Below are 18,117 nucleotides of genomic sequence, written 5' to 3'. Positions count from 1 at the left end.
CGGTTCCGTCAGAAGTCGTAGGTGACGCCGAAACGTGCGTAGCGCGGCTGGGTGTAACCGATCACCTGCTGGTAGCCGTCGTTCACCGAGTTCTTGCTGCCCGAGACGGGGTTGCTGCGCTGCGAGCGTTGCTGGTTCAACGCGTTGAACACCGAGGCGGTGAAGGCCAGCTTGCGATCGGCCCACAGCGGACGGTATTCGACGTTGACATCGACCAGTTCCTCCCACGGCTCGCGACCCTTGGCGCCGTACGCCGACGGCTCGCCGAAGCAGAAGTGGTAGTAGCTGCCGTAGCCCGACGGGTCGCTCTCGTTCGCACCGTAGCGGCCCAGGCACGACTTCGGCAGGCCCGACTGGATCAGCAGGTTGGCCGAGACCATCCATTCCGGTGCGACCTGGTACGAGCCGTACAGCTTGATCTGGTGCTTGCGGTCGTTGGCGAGATAGCCGTTGGCATAGTTCATCAGCGTGGCGTAGTCCCAGTCACGCGAGGCGGCCACCGAACCCTGGCCCACGTCCGAGCGCACCTGGCCTTCGGTGTTGCCGTAGCTGCGCGAATACAGGTAATCGACCTTGCCCGACCACGTGCCGTCGAACGGATGCGACAGGTACAGGTCCAGCCCGTAGTAGTTGCGCTTGAGGTGCGGGAAGCCGAAGTCGGCGTTGGTCACGGTGACATCGGTGTAGCCGCCGCTGGCCTTGGCCAGCTGGTAGACGTTGGCCCGGCCCGGATTGGACAGGTAGCAGCTGCCTACCGTCACCGCGTCGATGTCCGCCCCCTGGGCCACCGCGGCGCGCGTGATGGCACCGTTGTCGCACACGTCGTCCAGTGCGTTGCGCAGCTTGCGCACCGTGGCCTTCGCGCCGGCCACCCAACTGGGATCGAGCTGCTTGTCCAGGCCGAGGATGTATTCGTCCTGGTACTCGGACTTGATGTTCTTCGCGCTGACCGTCTTCGGGTCGGGCGGCTGGCCGTATTCGCCGTTGGGCGATACCGCGCCGCCGGTGGCTGACTGCACGAAGGTGACGCCGGTGGGCAGGCCGCCGGCGTCGATACCCGTATAGGTGAAGTACTGGTTGGTGGCCAGCGAGCCGGACGAGGTGCGCAGCGCGACCGAGGCGGGCATGGCCAGGAAATAGCGTCCCGCGTTGCCGTACACCTTCATGCTCGAATCGCCATTCACGTCCCAGCTGAAGCCGAGGCGCGGGGCCCACTGCGGCTTGGTCAGCTTCAGGTAGGGCTGGCCGGCAGGGTTGTAGTTGGTGAACTGGTCGTTGCGCAGGCCCAGCGATAGCAGCAGGCGGTCCGACACCTGCCAGTCGTCCATGACGTATTGCGCGCGCTGCTTCACGCGCACCGAGGCCAGCGTGTTGTAGTGGCGGTAATACCCGTAATAGCCGGTCTGGCCGCCGGGATAATTGGCCGGCTTGTCGACGAACGGGCTGTCGCTGATGTTGAGGTTGGGATCGCCCTTGGCATACCACAGCTCGTAACCGTCGCCGCCGATGGTGGTGCCGTCGTCGATGTCATGCGAGTCCTGGTTGTCGATGCCCGCGGTGATCGAGTGGTCGCCGGCCTTGTAGTTCAGGTCCACGCGCAGGTTGCGGTTGGTCGATTGGTGATCGGGGTTGTCCACCGTATCCAGCGTCTGCCCGTTGCTGATCGGCGTGCCGCCGTTCAGTGCCGGGTTCTGCTGGCTGACGTTGCCCAGGAACGGGCCGGTGACACCGGTGGCCGGCGGTTCGTTGTAATAGGTGAGTTTCGACTTGCCGTACAGCGCGGTGAGGGTCAGGTCGTCGGTGATGTAACTGGTGAACTTGGCCGAGTACACCATGGCGCGGGTCTTGTACGTCGAATCGGTGCTGGCGAAATCGCCCACCGTGTTCGTGTCGTAGTCATAATTGTACTTGTTGCCGTTGGAACGGTGGGTCTGGTTGACGCCGGTCAGCTCGAGGATATTGCTGTCGTTGATATTCCAGTCCAGCTTGCCGTACCACTTCGGGTCCTTGTACGTGTAACGGGTGTCGTAGGCGTGGTTGACGTCGCCGATGCTGTTGCCCTTGCTGCGCTGCATTTCCACCGCGGCGAAGGCGTACAGGGTGTCCTTGATCAAGGGGCCGCCGGCATACGCGCTGACCGTGGTGCTCCACTCGTGGTTGTCGTCGTTGCGCTGGTTGATCGTGCCTGGCGGAGCGGGGTTGTCGTGGCCGTAGGTGATGTTGCGTGCGCTGGCGCGCGCGAAGTCCGGCTCCCACAACACCTGCGCACCGAAGTGCCAGTCGTTGGTGCCGCGCTTGCCCACCTGGCTGATGACGCCGCCGTCCGAGCGGCCATACATCGCGGAATAGCCGCCGCTGAGTATCTCCTGCTGGTCCACCGCGCCATAGGGCAGGGTGACACCGCCGAAACCGCTGAGCGGGTCGGTCGTGTTCATGCCGTTGATGTAATACGCGTTCTCGGACACCGCGGAACCCGCGAAACTGACCAGGCTGCCGCCGAACGCGTTCTGGAAACCGGAGTAGCCGGGCGAGGCCCCCGGTGCCAGCAGGGCGATCGCCTCGGCCGAGCGCTGTAGCGGCAGGCGAGCCATGTCGGCCGCCGTGATCACGGTGCTGGAAGCCACGGTCGCGACGTCGATCTTCGCCACCTGCGTGGCCGAGACGGTCACCTGGTCGAGTTGCTGCGCCGTGGCCGACGAGCCGGCGGACGCGAACGAGACATCGGTGGCCGCACCGACGCGCAGGGTGACGTTGTCACGCGAATCGATCACCTGGCCGTTGGCCTTGAGTGACACCTTGTACGTGGCCAGCGGCAGCGCCTCGGCGACATAACGGCCGCGCGGATCGACGGCCACCTCGCGGGTGAGGCCGTTGCTGCCTTCGATCAGGACGGTTTCGCCGGCGGCGACCGGTGCGCTGCCGGCGATGCGACCGGCGGTGGCCTGGCCGTAGGCCACGCCGGTGAGCGAAGCCGCGACGGCGGCACATAACAGGCTGCGTCGAAGATAAGGACGGGAAATCATGGGTTGCTCCGGGAAGGACAGATAAGGACAAGGGTGGGTTGGCCGTCCTGGCGCATGGTTTTCGGGTCAGGCATAGGCGATATCGCCGACGGCTTTGCCGAGGGCGGCGATACCGCGGGATTTTTCCGCGCGCCGGTCGGTGACCAGCAGGTCGATGCGATCCGCGGGGCACCAGGCGACGCGACTGCGCACGCCGATCTTGGAATGGTCGGCGGCAATGACGATGCGTCGCGCGTTCGAGCACATGGCTCGTGCGATCTCGGCTTCTTCCATCTCGAAACTGCTGGCGCCCGCCTTGGCGTCGATGCCCACCGGCGAGAGGATCACCATGTGCGGCTGGTAGCGCCCGATCTCGGCGATGGTGCCCGAGCCGTTGGTGCAGCCGATCTGCGCATCGAAGCGTCCGCCCAGCAGGTGCACGTCGTTCCCGGGACGCGAGGCGAAGCGCGCGGCCACGTCCACCGCGTTGGTGACGATGGTGAGCCCGGTACGGGTGGCCAGCGCTTCGGCCACCAGGTTCATCGTGCTGCCGGCATCCATGAAGATGGTCTGTCCGCTCTCGACCAGGCTGGCCACCTTCCGTGCGATGGCGCGTTTTTCGCGAACGCGGGTGGCGTGGCGCACGGCGATCGGCGGTTCGTCGCCGGTGAGCACGGCACCGCCGTGTACGCGACGGATCTCGCCGCGGGCGGCCAGTTCGACCAGGTCGCGGCGGATCGTCTCGCGCGACACGCCCAGCTCGGTCACGATGCGCTCGACGGATACCTGGCCGCTGGTGCTGAGCAGGTCACGGATACGGGTGTGTCGTTCTTCATGCCACATGGCGTCGGTCCCTGAGTGTGTGGAGGAGAAGGCGCATGGCGCCGAGTGCGAGGCCGCCGGCGGCCACCACGCATGTCGCATAGGCAGCGGCCGGGGCGAGGAAGCCGTTTTCGTCCAGGCGCATCACCGACACCGAGGCCAGGCCCAGGTCGGCGGTCACCAGGAAGATCACGCCCGACAGCGTCACCATCGAGCGCATGAACAGGTAGAAGAACGCCGCGATCGCGGCTGGCGCCGCGAACGGCAGCACGGCGTCGCGCAGCACGTGGCGTGTATCGCCGCCGCACACGGCCACCGCATCTTCCAGGGCGTCGGGCACGCGGCGCATGCCGGTCTGCATGGTCAGGAAGGTGGGTGCGTGATAGTGGTAGAGGCTGCATGCCGCCACGATCGCCACGCTGCCGTACAGCCATGTCGACAGCACGCCATGGTTGAATGCCAGTACGTAGCCCAGGCCCAGCACCATGCCGGGAACGGCGGCGGGCAGGGCCGCCAGTAGCTGCAGCGGGCGGGCCAGCCATCCGGGCAGGCGACGCAGGCCGGCCGATAGCATGAACACGCCGACGACACCGACGGTCGCGGCGAGCAGCGACATGCCCACCGACGTCGCCACGGGTCCGTAGCCTTCCGGCATGCCGCCCAGGTAGTTGGCGAGGGTGAGCGTGCGATCGTACGGCCACAGCCTGACCACGCTCACGTACACCACCGTGCCCAGGGTAACGACGATCGACAGCACCGCCAGCGCGGCAACCCCGCCCAGGGCGGCGTCACGCCAGGGATGCCGTTCCGGCCGCAGCGCATGGCCGGGGCTGGCGTCGCCCAGGTCCTGCCGGCGTCGCGCCAGTCGTCCCAGCCACACCGACAACAGCGCCGGGGCCAGCAGCAGCATGCCCAGCGTGGCGCCCATGGCGAAATCGCGCTGGCCCACCACCTCGCTGTAGATCTCCATGGCCAGCACGCGGTAGTCGCCGCCGACCACCACGGCGCTGCCGAAGTCGGTCAGCGTTTCGGTGAAGACCAGGAAGGCGGCGGCCCAGAGGGCGAAGCGAATCCGCGGTAGGGTCACGTCGACGAATTGCCGCCAGGGCGTCGCGCCCATCGACGCGGCGGCGTCGTAATGGCGTGCGGGGGTGCGTTCCAGCGCGGCCGAGACGATCACGACCACCTGCGGCAGGCCATACATCAGGTTGGCCAGCAGCAGGCCCCAGAAACCGTAGATATCGGTGGGCCAGCCGGTCAGCCGATGCACGAGGCCGTTACGTCCCAGCAGGCAGACCAGGCCGAGGCCGAGCACCAGCGAGGGCGCCAGCATGGGCAGCAGCAGCGCGCCGCGGATCAGCGCCTTGCCGGGCAGGCGCGAGCGGTGCAGCGCCATCGCCACGCACAGGCCGATGGCGAGGGTGCCCAAGGTGGTGGTCGCGCCGATGACCACGCTGTGCCATGCCGCACGCGGCAGGCCGGGGTCGTCCAGCAGCCGGGCGTAGTTGTCCAGCGTGAGCGTGCCCCCGTCGTCCACGACGCTGCGCATCAACACGCTCAGCAAGGGATGCAGGAAGAACACGCACAGGCCCAGCAACGGCAGCGCCACCATCGGCAGGCCGGGCAGCAGCGAACGCTTCATGTCGTCACCCAGGCGCCGCGCGATACATCGACGGTCACGGCCTCGCCTTGCGCCAGCGTGCTGCGGCCCGACAGTTCGGTGAGCAGCGAGCGACCGCGCCAGGCGACGCGGGCGTGCGCGAGGCTGCCCAGGAAGGTCAGTTCCTCGACCACGCCTTCGCCGCGCGGGTCGGCGGCGATCGTGAGGTCTTCCGGGCGCACGCACAACTCGAACGTGGCATCCGCGCCGGGCGGCCGTCGTTCGAGGAAGGCGGGCAGAGCGTCCCGCACCAGATCCGTCGGCAGCAGGTTGGCCTTGCCGATGAAGCCGGCGACGAAGCGCGTGCGCGGCCGCTCGTAGAGGCATCGCGGCGAGCCGACCTGTTCCACGCGCCCTTCGTTCATGCAGACCACGGTGTCGGCCATGGACAAGGCCTCGTCCTGGTCGTGGGTGACCATGAGCGTCGGAATACCCAGCGATCGCTGCAGTGAACGGATCTCCGCACGCAGCTGCGTGCGGATGGCCGGATCCAGCGCCGATAGCGGCTCGTCCAGCAGCAGCATGGCCGGGTCGCTGGCCAGGGCGCGTGCCAGGGCGACGCGCTGCTGTTGTCCGCCGGACAACTGATCGGGAAAACGCGCGTGCAGGTCACCCATGCCGACGCGGGCCAGCAGGTCGCTCGTGCGCGCGGTGATCGCGGCGGGGCTCTCGCGACGCAGGCGCATCGGGTACCCGATGTTGGCTGCGACAGTCATGTCGGGAAACAGCGAGTACGACTGGAACACCAGGCCCATGCGTCGATCGCGTGGCGGCAGCGCGGTGATATCCCGGTCGCCCAGGATCACGCGCCCGCGGTCGGGCGGCGTGAGGCCGGCGACGATGCGCAGCAGGGTCGTCTTGCCGCAGCCGCTGGGGCCGAGCAGGCAGACCAGGTCGCTTTCGCCGGCCTGGAAGGACACGCCGTCGAGCACGGTGTGACCGCTCCAGGCCTTGGTGATGTCGTCGATGCGAAGGTGCATGGTCCCCTGGTCTCCGATGGCCGCGGCGTCAGCGCGTCGATCGTTTGTAGCGGTCGATGAGCGCGGCGCGTTCGCGCGCCGCGCCGGCGAAGTCACGTGCGGGCAGGGTGGCGACGACGTCGGCCGGCAGGCCCTGCCGTTGCTGTTCGGCACTGGGCACGCTGCCGGGTGCGGCCACGATTTCCTTGAAGCCGCGATAGAGGGCGGCCGCTTGCGGGGATGCCGTCCAGTCGAGGAACCGGCGTGCCTCCGCCGCGTGCGCGGAACCTTTCATCAGCGCCGAACCTTCCAGTTCGTAACCCGCGCCGTCGGCCGGGATCACCATGGTGATCGGATAGCCCTGGCGGATGGACTGCATGGCGGAAAAGGCGAACGAGATACCGATGGGAAATTCACCGATGCGCGCCAGCTTGCAGGGCGCGGAGCCGGACAGCGTGACCTGCCCGACGTTGCGTGCGATGGCCGTCACCAGCACCATGCCGCGGGCATCGCGCCCCGCGTCGGTGAGTGAGGACAGCACCATGTAACCCGTGCCGGAGGATGCCGGATCGGGCATGGCGACCTGGCCGCGGTAACGGGGCGATGCCAGGTCGCGCCAGGTACGCGGCATGGGCAGGCCGCGCTCGGCCAGTGCTTCCCGGTTGACGCACAGCGCCGCGAGATAGCCGGTAGGGGCGAACCAGGTGTTGTCCGCTCCACGAAAACGTGCGGGCATGGCGTCGATGTGCTCGCCACGGACCGGCGTCAGCAGCGGGGCGATGCGCGGATCGAGCAGGTCGGTCACGGCCATGCCCCAGATCGCGTCGTTGCGTGGTTGTGCGGATTCCGCCAGCAGGCGTGCGGCAAGATCGCCGCTGGAAAGACGCAGCACATGGATGTCCAGATCCGGCAAGGCATGCCTGGCCGCATCCAGGTAGCTGGCTATCTCGTCGCTTTCCAGCGCGGAATACACGGTGACCTGGCCCGCCTGCGCCACGCCGCAGGCCATGCCCAGGGCGACTGTCATGGCAATGCTGCGGAATGGACGCATGGATGGCCCTATGCTGTGACGCGGGTTGTCTTCCACCTGAGGGGGCACCATACCCCACCCATGTGGCATTTTGGGTATATTTGCAAAGCTGTGGTTTTACTTCCAGCAGAGAATTTTCGTTTTTGTCATCCCACCGAAACGTGTTGCCGCTAAGGGGCGCACGGCCAATCCCAGGAGTTCTGTCGATGGAATCGTTGTCCGCCGCCGGGCGGAAGGAGTTCGAGGCATTCGCCACCGGCATTGCCGATAACGCCCGCGCGCTGTCGTTGCCGCGGTTTCGCCGGCCCGTCGACGTCACCCTCAAGGGCGACATGAGCCCCGTGACCGCCGTGGACCGCGGCGTGGAATCGATGCTGCGCGAGCGCATCGAGCACGCCTGGCCCACCCATGGGTTGCTCGGTGAGGAATACGGCGCCACTCGCACCGACGCGGAATTCGTCTGGTCGATCGACCCGATCGACGGCACCCGCAGCTTCATCTCCGGCTGGCCGCTGTGGGGCACCCTGCTGGCGCTGCTGCATCGGGGCCGACCCGTCATGGGCGTGCTCGACATGCCCGCCCTGGACGAACGCTGGATCGGTCACGTGGGGGTCGGTACCACCATGAACGGGCGGCCATGCCGCACCACGGGCTGCGAGGCCCTGGCCGACGCCACGCTCTACACCACCACGCCTGACATGTTCGACGCGGCGGAGTGGGCACGCTTCGATCGCACCAGCCGCGCGGCGTACAGCCGCCGCTTCGGCGGTGATTGCTACGGCTACGGCATGCTGGCCTCCGGGCATATCGATGCCGTGATCGAGGCGAACCTCATGCCGTACGACTACCTGGCCATCGCGCCGGTGGTGCAGGCGGCCGGTGGGGTCATGACCGACTGGGAAGGCCGCGACCTGGGCCTCGACAGCGGCGGCCGCGTCGTCGCCGCAGCCACGCCTGCCCTGCACCGGGCGATCATCGCTTCACTGCAACAGGACTGACCTGCATGGTCTCGCGCGATCGTCGCCGTTTCCTCCAGGCTACCGGCACCACCGTCGTCGCCTCGCTGGTGGCGCAGGGATTCCCGGCGGCGATCGCACGCGCGCTTGCCACGGCGCCCGATCGACGCACGGGCAGCATCGCCGACGTCGAACACGTGGTCATCCTCATGCAGGAAAACCGCTCGTTCGACCATTATTTCGGCAGCCTGCGCGGCGTGCGCGGGTTCGGCGACACGCGCGTGCTGGAACTGGGCACCGGCGACCCGGTATGGAAGCAACCGGTGGCCACGTCGCACACCAAGGGCTGGAAGTCGCGCGGGCTGGCAGACGATGTGGCCTGGGTCTATCCCTTCCACCTGGATACCCGTGCCAGCGGCGACCATCACGAAGGCACGGATCATGGGTGGAGCACCGGACACGGTGCGTGGAACCTCGGCCGCAACGATCGCTGGATCGAGCAGAAGCAGGATGTGCTGACCATGGCGTACCTGCGTCGTGAGGACGCCGCATTCCACTATGCGTTGGCCGACGCGTTCACCGTGTGCGACGCGTACCACGCCTCCGCGCTGGGCGACACCGCGATCAACCGCATCTACCTGTGGAGCGGCTCGTGCGATCCGTCGGGGCGCCTGGGCCGCAAGCCGAACGGGCCGGGCACCGAAGAGCGTGCGGACGCCAACGGGTATACATGGACGACCTACCCGGAGCGCCTGGAAAAGGCGGGTATCCGCTGGCGCGTTTACCAGGGCGGTACGGGCGAGCCGGGCTCACCGACCGACAACTACACCGACAACTCGCTGGAGTTCTTCGCCGCCTACCAGGTGAAGGAGGGCGCGGATCCACAGGGCCCGCTGGTACGCAACGGCGCTTCGACGCACACTTTGCGCGACTTGCGTAACGACGTGATCCATGGGCGACTACCGCAGGTCAGCTGGATCGTCGCGCCTTATCAATACAGCGAACATCCCACCTCATCCCCGGCCGACGGCGCGTTCTACATCCGCCGCGTGCTCGATGCACTCACCGTCAACCCGAAGGTGTGGTCGCGCACGGTGCTGTTCCTCAACTACGACGAGAACGACGGTTTCTTCGATCATGTGGTGCCGCCGGCGCCGCCGTTGCGCAGCGAGGAAAACGCGCAGGGCAGGGTGTCGGACGATCTGGTCGCCGGGCTCGACGACGAGATCATGGACCTGGATGCGCACCCGCGCATCTCCGCGCCCATCGTTCCCGGCAGCGATCCGCGCGGCCGGCAACCGGTCGGCCTGGGCAACCGCGTGCCGATGATCGTGGTGTCGCCGTGGACCCGCGGCGGCTGGGTGTGCTCGGAAACCTTCGACCACACCTCGGTGCTGCGCTTCCTCGAAAAACGCTTCGGCGTGGAGGAGCCGAACATCAGTGCGTGGCGTCGCTCGATCTGCGGCGACCTGACCAGCGCGTTCGACTTCGCGGCCGAGGTCGACGAGCGCATGCCGACCCTGGGTGTGCCGGAAGGCTCCAGCGGCAAGGCACCGATCCGTGTGCCGTCTGCGCAGTCGATGCCGGTGCAGGAAGCCGGTACCCGCCCGTCGCGGACATTGGGTTATGCATGGACCATTCAGCACAGCCTGGATGGCGACAGCAGTCGCATCGTCTTTGAAAACATGGGGCGCCTGGGTGCGGCCTTCCTCATCTACGACGGTTTGCAGCGCGATGCGCCGCCGCGTCGTTACGCGGTGAGTGCGGGCACGCGCGTGGCGGATCGGTGGGACATGCCACAAGCCGGCGATGCCTACGATCGCCGCATCCATGGCCCGCAGTCGTTTCTCGCACATCTTCGCGGATCGAGGCAGCACATGATCGAAGCGTCGGTGTCGGGCGTCGGCGGCGAGCGCCGGCTTGACGTGCACCTGAGCAACCGCGGGCGCCTGCCGGTCGAGGTTCGGGTGACGGAGCGATACGCTGGCGCGTCGGCGCATCGTGTGGTGGTCGAGCCCGGCAGTGAATCGACGTTTCCGCTGCAGCTGGGCGCCAGCGCGGGATGGTACGACGTGACGATCGACCTGCCCGACGCACCTCGATACCTGCGTCGGTTTGCCGGGCATCACGATGACGGAAAGCCGGCGACGAGCGATCCGGGCTACGGTGCGACCGAGCAGCGCATCGATCAGCCGTTTCGCAATGATCAGCGATGAATGGAAGGGCTCGCCGTCATTGGCGGTCGTTTTCTCGCCGCACCCGTACGAACACGGCGGTTCCCGGCGACGGCACAAGCGACGGCACTAGCCCATGTGCCTGGTACGCAGCTAGCCCGAGCGGGCGGCCCATGCCCGGCGAGCCCCGGTTGGAAGCGACCAGGGGCGCGGATGGCTATACTCTCTGGTCAGCCCCAGCGAAAGTCTCCCCGTGACCCACGAACTCGCCTCGATCATCGATTTCATCCGCTACGGCGCCAGCCGCTTCTCGGCCGCCGGCCTCACGTTCGGCCACAGCCACGACAATCCGATCGACGAGGCCACGCACCTGGTGCTGGCCGCGCTGCACCTGCCGCCGGACATTCCGCCGGCCTACGGCGCCGGTGTCCTCGTGGCGGACGAGAAGGCGAGGGTGCTGGAGCTGATCGAGCGCCGCGTGACCGAGCGCGTGCCGGTGGCCTACCTGGTGGGCGAGACCTGGTTCGCGGGCATGAAGTTCAAGAGCGACCGCCGCGCGCTGGTGCCGCGCTCGCCCATCGCCGAGCTGATCGAAGGCCGCTTCACGCCCTGGCTGGACGATCGCCATGTCACCCGGGCGCTGGACCTGTGCACGGGCTCGGGCTGCATCGGCATCGCCATGGCCGAATACAACCCCGACTGGCAGGTCGACCTGGTCGACGTCAGCGACGACGCCCTGTCGCTGGCCAACGAGAACATCGCCTTCCAGCACGTGGAAGACCGCGTGCGCGCGATCAAGTCCGATCTGTTCGCCGGCGTCCAGGGCGAGGTCTACGACCTGATCGTCTCCAACCCGCCCTACGTCACCCACGACGAATACGCCGCCATGCCGCCCGAATACGGTCATGAACCGGTCCTGGGATTGACCTCCGGCGATGATGGACTGGACCTCACCCTGCGCATGCTCGACGAGGCTGCCGCTCACCTCAGCGAGGATGGCCTGCTGATCGTCGAGGTGGGCGACAGCGAGCATGCGCTGGTCGCGCTGCTGCCGCGGGTGCCCTTCGTCTGGCTGGAGTTCAAGGTCGGCCAGATGGGTATCTTCGCGCTGGAACGCCGCGACCTGATCGAGCACGCGGCCGACCTCGCCGCGGCGCGCGCCGCAAGAAACTGACCCCATCGGAAACACCGTGTCCTCCAATACGTTCGGCAAGCTCCTCAGCGTCACCACCTTCGGCGAAAGCCACGGCCCGGCGATCGGGTGCGTGGTCGACGGGTGCCCTCCCGGTCTGCCCCTGGAGGCGGCGGAATTCCGCGCCGACCTCGAACGGCGTGCCACCGGTCGCTCGCGGCATACCTCGCAGCGGCGCGAGACGGACGAGATCGAGATCCTCTCGGGCGTCTACGAGGGCGTTACCACCGGCACGCCCATCGCGCTGCTGATCCGCAACGTGGATGCCCGCTCCAGGGATTACGGCAACATCCTGGAAACGTTCCGCCCCGGCCACGCCGACTACACCTACTGGCAGAAGTACGGTGTGCGCGACCCGCGCGGCGGCGGACGTTCCTCCGCACGCGAAACCACCATGCGCGTGGCCGCCGGTGTCATCGCCAAGAAGTGGCTCGCCCAACGCTACGGGGTAACCGTACGTGGTCACGTCGCGCAGATCGGCCCACTGGTGCCGGGCGGCTTCGACACGGCGGCCATCGAGGGCAATCCGTTCTTCTGGCCCGATGCGTCACAGCTGCCCGAGCTCGAGTCCTACATGGATGCGCTGCGCAAGTCGGGCGATTCGGTGGGGGCGAAGGTCACGGTGGTGGCCGACGGCGTGCCGGCCGGGTGGGGCGAACCCATCTACGGCAAGCTGGACGGTGAACTGGCCGCGGCCATGATGTCGATCAACGCGGTGAAGGGCGTGGAGATCGGCGACGGTTTCGACGCGGTCGCCCAGCGCGGCACGCAGCACCGCGACGAGCTGTCCACCGACGGTTTCCTCTCCAATCATGCGGGCGGCATCCTCGGCGGTATCGCCTCCGGACAGCCGGTCGTGGTGTCCATGGCGTTCAAGCCCACGTCCAGCATCCTCGTGCCCGGCCGCAGCGTCGATCGGGCAGGGCAGCCGGCGGAGGTGGTGACCAAGGGTCGGCACGACCCCTGCGTGGGTATCCGCGCGGTGCCGATCGCGGAGGCCATGATGGCCCTGGTGCTGATGGACCAGGCCTTGCGTCACCGCGCACAGTGCGGTGACGTGGGCGAGGTTCCGCCGCGCATTCCCGGCAGCGTGGGGAACGGCGCATGACGCGGCCCACGGTATGGGTGGCCCGCCCGTTCTTTCCCGACATCGTCGACCGGCTCCGCGAGCACTTCGAGGTGCGCGCGGAGACCGAGGAACGCGGGTTCTCGCCGGCCGAACTGGCCGAGCGCCTTGCCGATGTCGACGCCGCGATCACCGGGCTGGCCGAGCGGATCGACGCCGGCGTGCTGGAAGGTGCACCCCGGCTCCGCTTCGTCGCCAACCTGGGCGTGGGCTACAACAACCTCGACCTGGATGCCCTGACCGCGGCTGGCGTGGGGGCCTCCAATACCCCCGACGTGCTCAATGAGACCGTGGCCGACTATGCCTGGGCCATGATGCTTGCCGCCGCGCGCCGCGTCGGCGAGGCCGAACGCTGGCTGCGCGATGGCCAGTGGAAGGGGCCGCGTTTCGAGGGCTGGCTGGGGGCGGACGTTCATGGATCCACCATCGGCATCCTCGGCATGGGCCGGATCGGCCAGGCCATCGCGCGCCGCGCCGCCGGTTTCCGTGCCCGGGTGATTTACCACAACCGCTCGCGCCTGGACGCCTCGATCGAGCGCGAATGCGCCGCTACCTACGTCGACAAGGCCGCGCTGCTGGCCCAGGCCGACCACCTGATCCTGGTGCTGCCGTTCACGCCGGCCAACCGGCACGCCATCGGCGAGTCCGAGCTGAAGTCCATGAAGCCCACGGCCACGCTGGTCAACATCGCGCGTGGCGGCATCGTGGACGACGTGGCCCTGGCCCGGGCGCTGGCTGAGGGTGACATCGGCGCGGCCGCCCTGGACGTCTTCGAAGGCGAGCCCCAGGTCCATCCCGACTTGCTTCGGCTGCAAAATATCGTCCTCAGCCCGCACATCGCCAGTGCAAGCCGCGACACACGTCGCGATATGGCGGCGCTGGCTGTGGACAATGTGCTGGCGGCGTTCGGACACGGTCCCCACGCCGGCCGGCCCCCCTCGATTCTCAATCCGGGGGTGCTGGCCGACGCCGGCCTTCCCGGTTCCCCACGCCCTGACGAAAGCGACCGATGAGCAAGAAGACGAGTTACAAGGTGGCCATGGTGGGCGCGACCGGCGCGGTCGGCGAAACCCTCCTTTCGATCCTCGCCGAACGGGATTTCCCGATCAGCGAACTGGTGCCCCTGGCGAGCGAGCGCTCGGCAGGCGGTACGGTCGATTTCGCGGGAAAACCGCACGTGGTGCAGGACCTGGCCACCTACGATTTCGACGGGGTGGACATCGCGTTCTTCTCGGCCGGCGGCTCGGTCAGCCGCGAGCATGCCCCGCGCGCGGCGGCGGCCGGTGCCGTGGTGATCGACAACACCTCCGAGTTCCGTTACCAGGACGACATCCCGCTGGTGGTCTCGGAAGTGAACCCGCACGCCATCGCCGACTACACGGCGCGCGGCATCATCGCCAACCCCAACTGCTCGACGATGGGCATGCTGGTGGCGCTGGCGCCGATCCATCGTGAGGTAGGCATCGAGCGTATCAATGTGGCGACCTACCAGTCAGTGTCCGGCGCAGGCCGCAGCGGCCTGGAGGAACTGGGCAAGCAGACCGCCCAGATGCTCAATTTCCAGGAAGTGGAAGCGGGCAAGTTCCCCAGGCAGATCGCCTTCAACGTCATTCCCCACATCGACGACTTCCAGCCCAACGGCTATACCAAGGAAGAAATGAAGATGGTCTGGGAGACCCGGAAGATCCTCGAGGATCCTTCGATCCAGGTGAATCCGACCGCCGTGCGCGTTCCGGTGTTCTACGGCCATTCCGAGGCCGTGCATATCGAGACCCGCGACAAGATCACGGCCGAGCGCGCCCGCGAACTGCTCGAGGCGGCCCCGGGCGTCGTCGTGCAGGACGAGCGCAGGGCCGGTGGCTATCCGACCCCGGTCGGCGACGCGGCCGGCAAGGACCCGGTGTTCGTCGGGCGCATCCGTGAGGACATCTCCCACGAGCGCGGCCTGGACCTCTGGGTCGTGGCCGACAACATCCGCAAGGGCGCTGCGCTGAATGCCGTGCAGATCGCGGAGATCCTGATCGAGGATTACCTGTAATGCATCGACGCGTCGTCGCCGCCTGCCTGCTCGTGTCGCTTTCGCCCTGGGCGGTGGCGGCATCGCAGGTGACGCAGGCGACGCCGACCGAAAGCCCCGCCGCCGCACGCGCGCGGCTGGAGGCCGCGCAGCGGCAGGCGGATGCCGAGAACGTCCGGGTCAGGCAACTCAAGGCCCGGATCGATACGCTGGAGTCGCATTCCGATGCGGCGGCGAAAGCCCTGGCCGAGCGCGATCGCAAAATCGCCGAGCTGCAGAAGCAACTCGCCGGACAACACCCGTGACGGCCTCGGTCGGCACGGTTTGACGAACAAAGGGGGCGTGTACAGGGTTCGCGAACGACAGCAGGGTTGTCGCGTAACTGCCCGTGTACGCTATTGTTAGTTGTTGCTGGGGTGCACTACAGTGGCGCCTTCGCGGCCGACCGCCCGAAAGAGGCGCGCCGTCAGCATGATTTTAGTTCGGGGGAAGTCGTAATGAACCGTACGTTGAAGCTGTCGATCATGCTGGCGCTACTCACGGGAGGCGGCCAGGCATGGGCGCAGAACCTGGGCCCGGTCCAGATGCGCTCCACCATGGAACAGCCGCTGGTCGCGGAAATCCCGCTGAGCGGCGTGTCGGGTAGCCTCGACAGCGTTCATGTCGCCCTGGCCTCCGACGAGGCTTTCTCCCGCGCCGGCCTCAGCCGCGAGGGCCTGCCTGTCGCGCTCAGCTTCACCGTGGCCCGCAACGCCGGTGGCCAACCCGTCATCCGCGTGACCAGTGGCGCGCCCGTGCGCGACACCTATCTCGATTTCCTCGTCGAGGTGTCCACGGGCGGCAACAAGGTGGTCCGTGAGGTCACCATGCTGCTGGACCCGCCGGGCACCCCGATCTCCGCGCCGTCCGTCGGTGCGCCGACACCCACCGCGCGTCCGTCGCGTACCTCCGAGGTGCCCTCGCGCACGGCCGAAGCCGCCCAGCCACGCCCGTCGCGCAGCGAGGCCACTCCACCGGCCGCCGCGCCGGAAAGGGCGCCGACGCGCCCGGCCTCGCGTGCGGCGCCCGCCGCCAGCGGCTTCTACGGTCCCGTCCAGCGGGGCCAGAGCCTGTCCGCCATCGCGCGGGACCATGCTGGCGGCGGCGACATGAACCAGATGCTGCTGGCCCTGCACAAGGCCAATCCCGATGCGTTCTATCGCGACAACATCAATGCGCTGAAAACCGGCGCGGTGTTGCGCGTGCCGTCGCCGGAAGATGTCCAGGCCCAGTCCGCGGCGTCCGCGCTGGCCGAGGTGCGTCGCCAGAACGAGGCATGGCGCGCCGGCTCGGCCCGTAAGCCGTCCGTCGTCGCCGACGGCGCGGCCACCGGTGCCACGCAGGACACCGGCAAGGCCACGACTCCCGCCAACGACCGCCTTGCCATCGTCCCGTCGAAAGATGGCGGTGAAGCGGCATCCACGCGCGCCGGCACCCGTGACGGCAAGGGCGACGCGCAGGTGGCCGGCCTGAAGCAGGCGCTGACCACCCAGCAGGAAAACGTCGCCTCGCTCAAGCAACAGGGCGCCGAGCTCACCTCCCGCGTCAGCGACCTCGAGGCGATCAATACCAAGAACCAGCGGCTGCTCAGCCTGAAGGACGCCGAGATCGCCGAGCTCCAGCGCAAGCTGGCCGACGCGCGCAAGGGGGGCGATCAGGCGGCACCGGCAGCTACCGCCGCCGCGAAGCCGACGCCTGCGTCCGCGCAGCCGCCGGTCGCGGCACCCGCCGCTACCTCGCCCGCCGCGACGGCACCGGCCGTAGCGACCTCGCCGGCGACGCCCGCATCGTCCGCCCCGGCCCGGCCCGCATCGGCGGCGCCGGCCGCCACGGTGGCCACCGCGCCGCTGAAGGATGCCGTGAACACGGCGCCGGCCGCGACGCCGGTCCGGAAACCCACCGGCGTGACGCCCGTGCCGGTCGACGACAATCCCTGGTACATGCAGCCCTGGGCGTGGGGTGGCGGCGCCGTCGTCATCCTGCTGCTTCTGGTGGCAGCCGTGTTCGGCCGTCGCAAGCCGAAGCCGGAAGAGGCGACACCGGCCTCGCTGGCCGACCGGTTCGGCCAGCAGGAACCGACCTTCGGCGAGTACGGCCACAACGATGCGATCGACCCCGACCAGCGCGAGATCCTCGACGTCCTGGCCGAGCATCCGGACGACATCGGCCTGCACCTGGAACTGGTCAGCCTGTATTACCGCCGCCGTGACGTCGACCATTTCGAGGCCGCCGCCGAAGCCATGTTCGCCCACGTCGCCGACCCGGATCAGCCGGAGTGGCGCGAGGTGGTGACCATGGGTGAGGATCTTGCGCCCACCCATCCGCTGTTCGGTGGCGTCCCGGTGGACGAGATCGACGAGCCGTACGACACCTATACCGCCGGTTCGCCCCACACCGCCGACGAGGTCGCCGCGCTCGAGGAATTCGACCTGGGCCACTACGTGACCAGCCCCGAAGACGACGAGTTGCCGCTGCGTCCCGAGCCGCAGAAGCACAGCGAGTACCACTTCAACTTCGACCTGACGCCGGTCCAGCGCGCCGAGGCCGAGCATCGCGCCAACGCGCCCGATGTCTTCGACGTGGACGCGCCCGAATCGCCGTACAACGAGGCGCCGCTGCACGACGCGGCACACCACGACACCGATGCGGCCGACGAGCGGCACGTGCCGCCGGCCTCCACCTTCGGCGATATCCTGGGCGAGCAGACCCGCGCGCATGAAGAACCCGCGCCGAGCTGGTCGTTCGACGAGGATCGCGACGGAGTGGTCGAAGCACCCGTACCGCTCGACGAGTCGCATCGTTCCGATACGATGGCCGATGTGCACGTACATCACGCGGAAGAGCCCCGCTTCGACGAGCCCCGCTTCGACGAGCCGCCGGCCTTCCCGACGTTCCCCGACGAGGAGCCACTCACGGATCACGTGCGCGACAACTTCAGCGACGACCCGGTCGACACCAAGCTCGACCTGGCCCGCGCCTACCTCGACATGGGCGACGCCGAAGGCGCCCGCATGATGCTCGACGAGGTGATCGCCGAAGGTACGCAGATGCAGAAGGACACAGCCAAGCGGATCCTCGACGACATCGTCTGATCCGGTGGTTCGCCCCTGCGAAGGCCCCGGTGCGTGCACCGGGGCCTT

13 protein-coding genes are annotated in these 18,117 nt (G+C 68.0%); 8 read left to right on the top strand and 5 right to left on the bottom strand.

Going from position 1 to position 18,117, the window contains the following annotated elements; genetic code table 11:
- Positions 1 to 8 precede the first annotated feature (8 nt).
- From AB8808_RS13665 to AB8808_RS13645, 5 genes are all read right to left on the bottom strand, one after another.
- On the bottom strand, positions 9 to 3,023 hold the full coding sequence (locus AB8808_RS13665; RefSeq protein WP_369930219.1) for a TonB-dependent receptor: 3,015 nt from the start codon (positions 3,021 to 3,023) through the stop codon (positions 9 to 11).
- 66 nt (positions 3,024 to 3,089) lie between these two features.
- A complete protein-coding gene (locus AB8808_RS13660; protein WP_369930217.1) occupies positions 3,090 to 3,845 on the bottom strand; it encodes a DeoR/GlpR family DNA-binding transcription regulator in 756 nt (251 codons plus the stop codon).
- On the bottom strand, positions 3,835 to 5,466 hold the full coding sequence (locus AB8808_RS13655; protein WP_369930215.1) for an ABC transporter permease subunit: 1,632 nt from the start codon (positions 5,464 to 5,466) through the stop codon (positions 3,835 to 3,837). Before AB8808_RS13655 ends, AB8808_RS13660 begins: the two co-directional genes overlap by 11 nt.
- Complete coding sequence (locus AB8808_RS13650) at positions 5,463 to 6,464, bottom strand: ABC transporter ATP-binding protein (protein WP_369930213.1); 1,002 nt, start codon at positions 6,462 to 6,464, stop codon at positions 5,463 to 5,465. The genes AB8808_RS13655 and AB8808_RS13650 overlap by 4 nt, the downstream gene beginning before the upstream one ends.
- Positions 6,465 to 6,492: 28 nt before the next feature.
- The gene (locus AB8808_RS13645; protein ID WP_369930210.1) at positions 6,493 to 7,470 is read right to left on the bottom strand and encodes an ABC transporter substrate-binding protein; all 978 of its coding nucleotides are present in this window, start codon (positions 7,468 to 7,470) and stop codon (positions 6,493 to 6,495) included.
- Positions 7,471 to 7,679: 209 nt separating this feature from the next.
- Here AB8808_RS13645 and hisN point away from each other — a divergent pair, with 209 nt between their 5' ends.
- The 8 genes from hisN (at position 7,680) to AB8808_RS13605 (ending at position 18,069) form a co-directional block, all read left to right on the top strand.
- The gene (hisN, locus tag AB8808_RS13640; RefSeq protein ID WP_369930208.1) at positions 7,680 to 8,471 is read left to right on the top strand and encodes a histidinol-phosphatase; all 792 of its coding nucleotides are present in this window, start codon (positions 7,680 to 7,682) and stop codon (positions 8,469 to 8,471) included.
- Between the two features lie 5 nt (positions 8,472 to 8,476).
- Positions 8,477 to 10,645, top strand: a complete 2,169-nt coding sequence (locus AB8808_RS13635; RefSeq protein WP_369930206.1) for a phosphocholine-specific phospholipase C — start codon at positions 8,477 to 8,479, stop codon at positions 10,643 to 10,645.
- A gap of 211 nt (positions 10,646 to 10,856) precedes the next feature.
- Positions 10,857 to 11,777: a 50S ribosomal protein L3 N(5)-glutamine methyltransferase gene (prmB, locus tag AB8808_RS13630; RefSeq protein WP_369930204.1), complete on the top strand. Its 921-nt coding sequence runs from the start codon at positions 10,857 to 10,859 to the stop codon at positions 11,775 to 11,777.
- Positions 11,778 to 11,793: 16 nt separating this feature from the next.
- The gene (gene aroC, locus AB8808_RS13625; protein WP_369930201.1) at positions 11,794 to 12,903 is read left to right on the top strand and encodes a chorismate synthase; all 1,110 of its coding nucleotides are present in this window, start codon (positions 11,794 to 11,796) and stop codon (positions 12,901 to 12,903) included.
- Positions 12,900 to 13,934: a 2-hydroxyacid dehydrogenase gene (locus AB8808_RS13620; RefSeq protein ID WP_369930199.1), complete on the top strand. Its 1,035-nt coding sequence runs from the start codon at positions 12,900 to 12,902 to the stop codon at positions 13,932 to 13,934. Before aroC ends, AB8808_RS13620 begins: the two co-directional genes overlap by 4 nt.
- The gene (locus AB8808_RS13615) at positions 13,931 to 14,959 is read left to right on the top strand and encodes an aspartate-semialdehyde dehydrogenase (protein ID WP_369930197.1); all 1,029 of its coding nucleotides are present in this window, start codon (positions 13,931 to 13,933) and stop codon (positions 14,957 to 14,959) included. Before AB8808_RS13620 ends, AB8808_RS13615 begins: the two co-directional genes overlap by 4 nt.
- Positions 14,959 to 15,243 (top strand): hypothetical protein, encoded by a 285-nt coding sequence (locus tag AB8808_RS13610; RefSeq protein WP_369930195.1) that lies wholly within the window; start codon positions 14,959 to 14,961, stop codon positions 15,241 to 15,243. The genes AB8808_RS13615 and AB8808_RS13610 overlap by 1 nt, the downstream gene beginning before the upstream one ends.
- A gap of 192 nt (positions 15,244 to 15,435) precedes the next feature.
- Positions 15,436 to 18,069, top strand: coding sequence for a motility hub landmark protein FimV (locus AB8808_RS13605; protein ID WP_369930193.1), 2,634 nt, complete (start codon positions 15,436 to 15,438; stop codon positions 18,067 to 18,069).
- Positions 18,070 to 18,117 lie beyond the last annotated feature (48 nt).

It is taken from the genome of Xanthomonas sp. NCPPB 2632 (assembly GCF_041228075.2).
GTDB lineage: Bacteria > Pseudomonadota > Gammaproteobacteria > Xanthomonadales > Rhodanobacteraceae > Luteibacter.
This window is presented reverse-complemented; position numbering and strand designations above follow the sequence as displayed.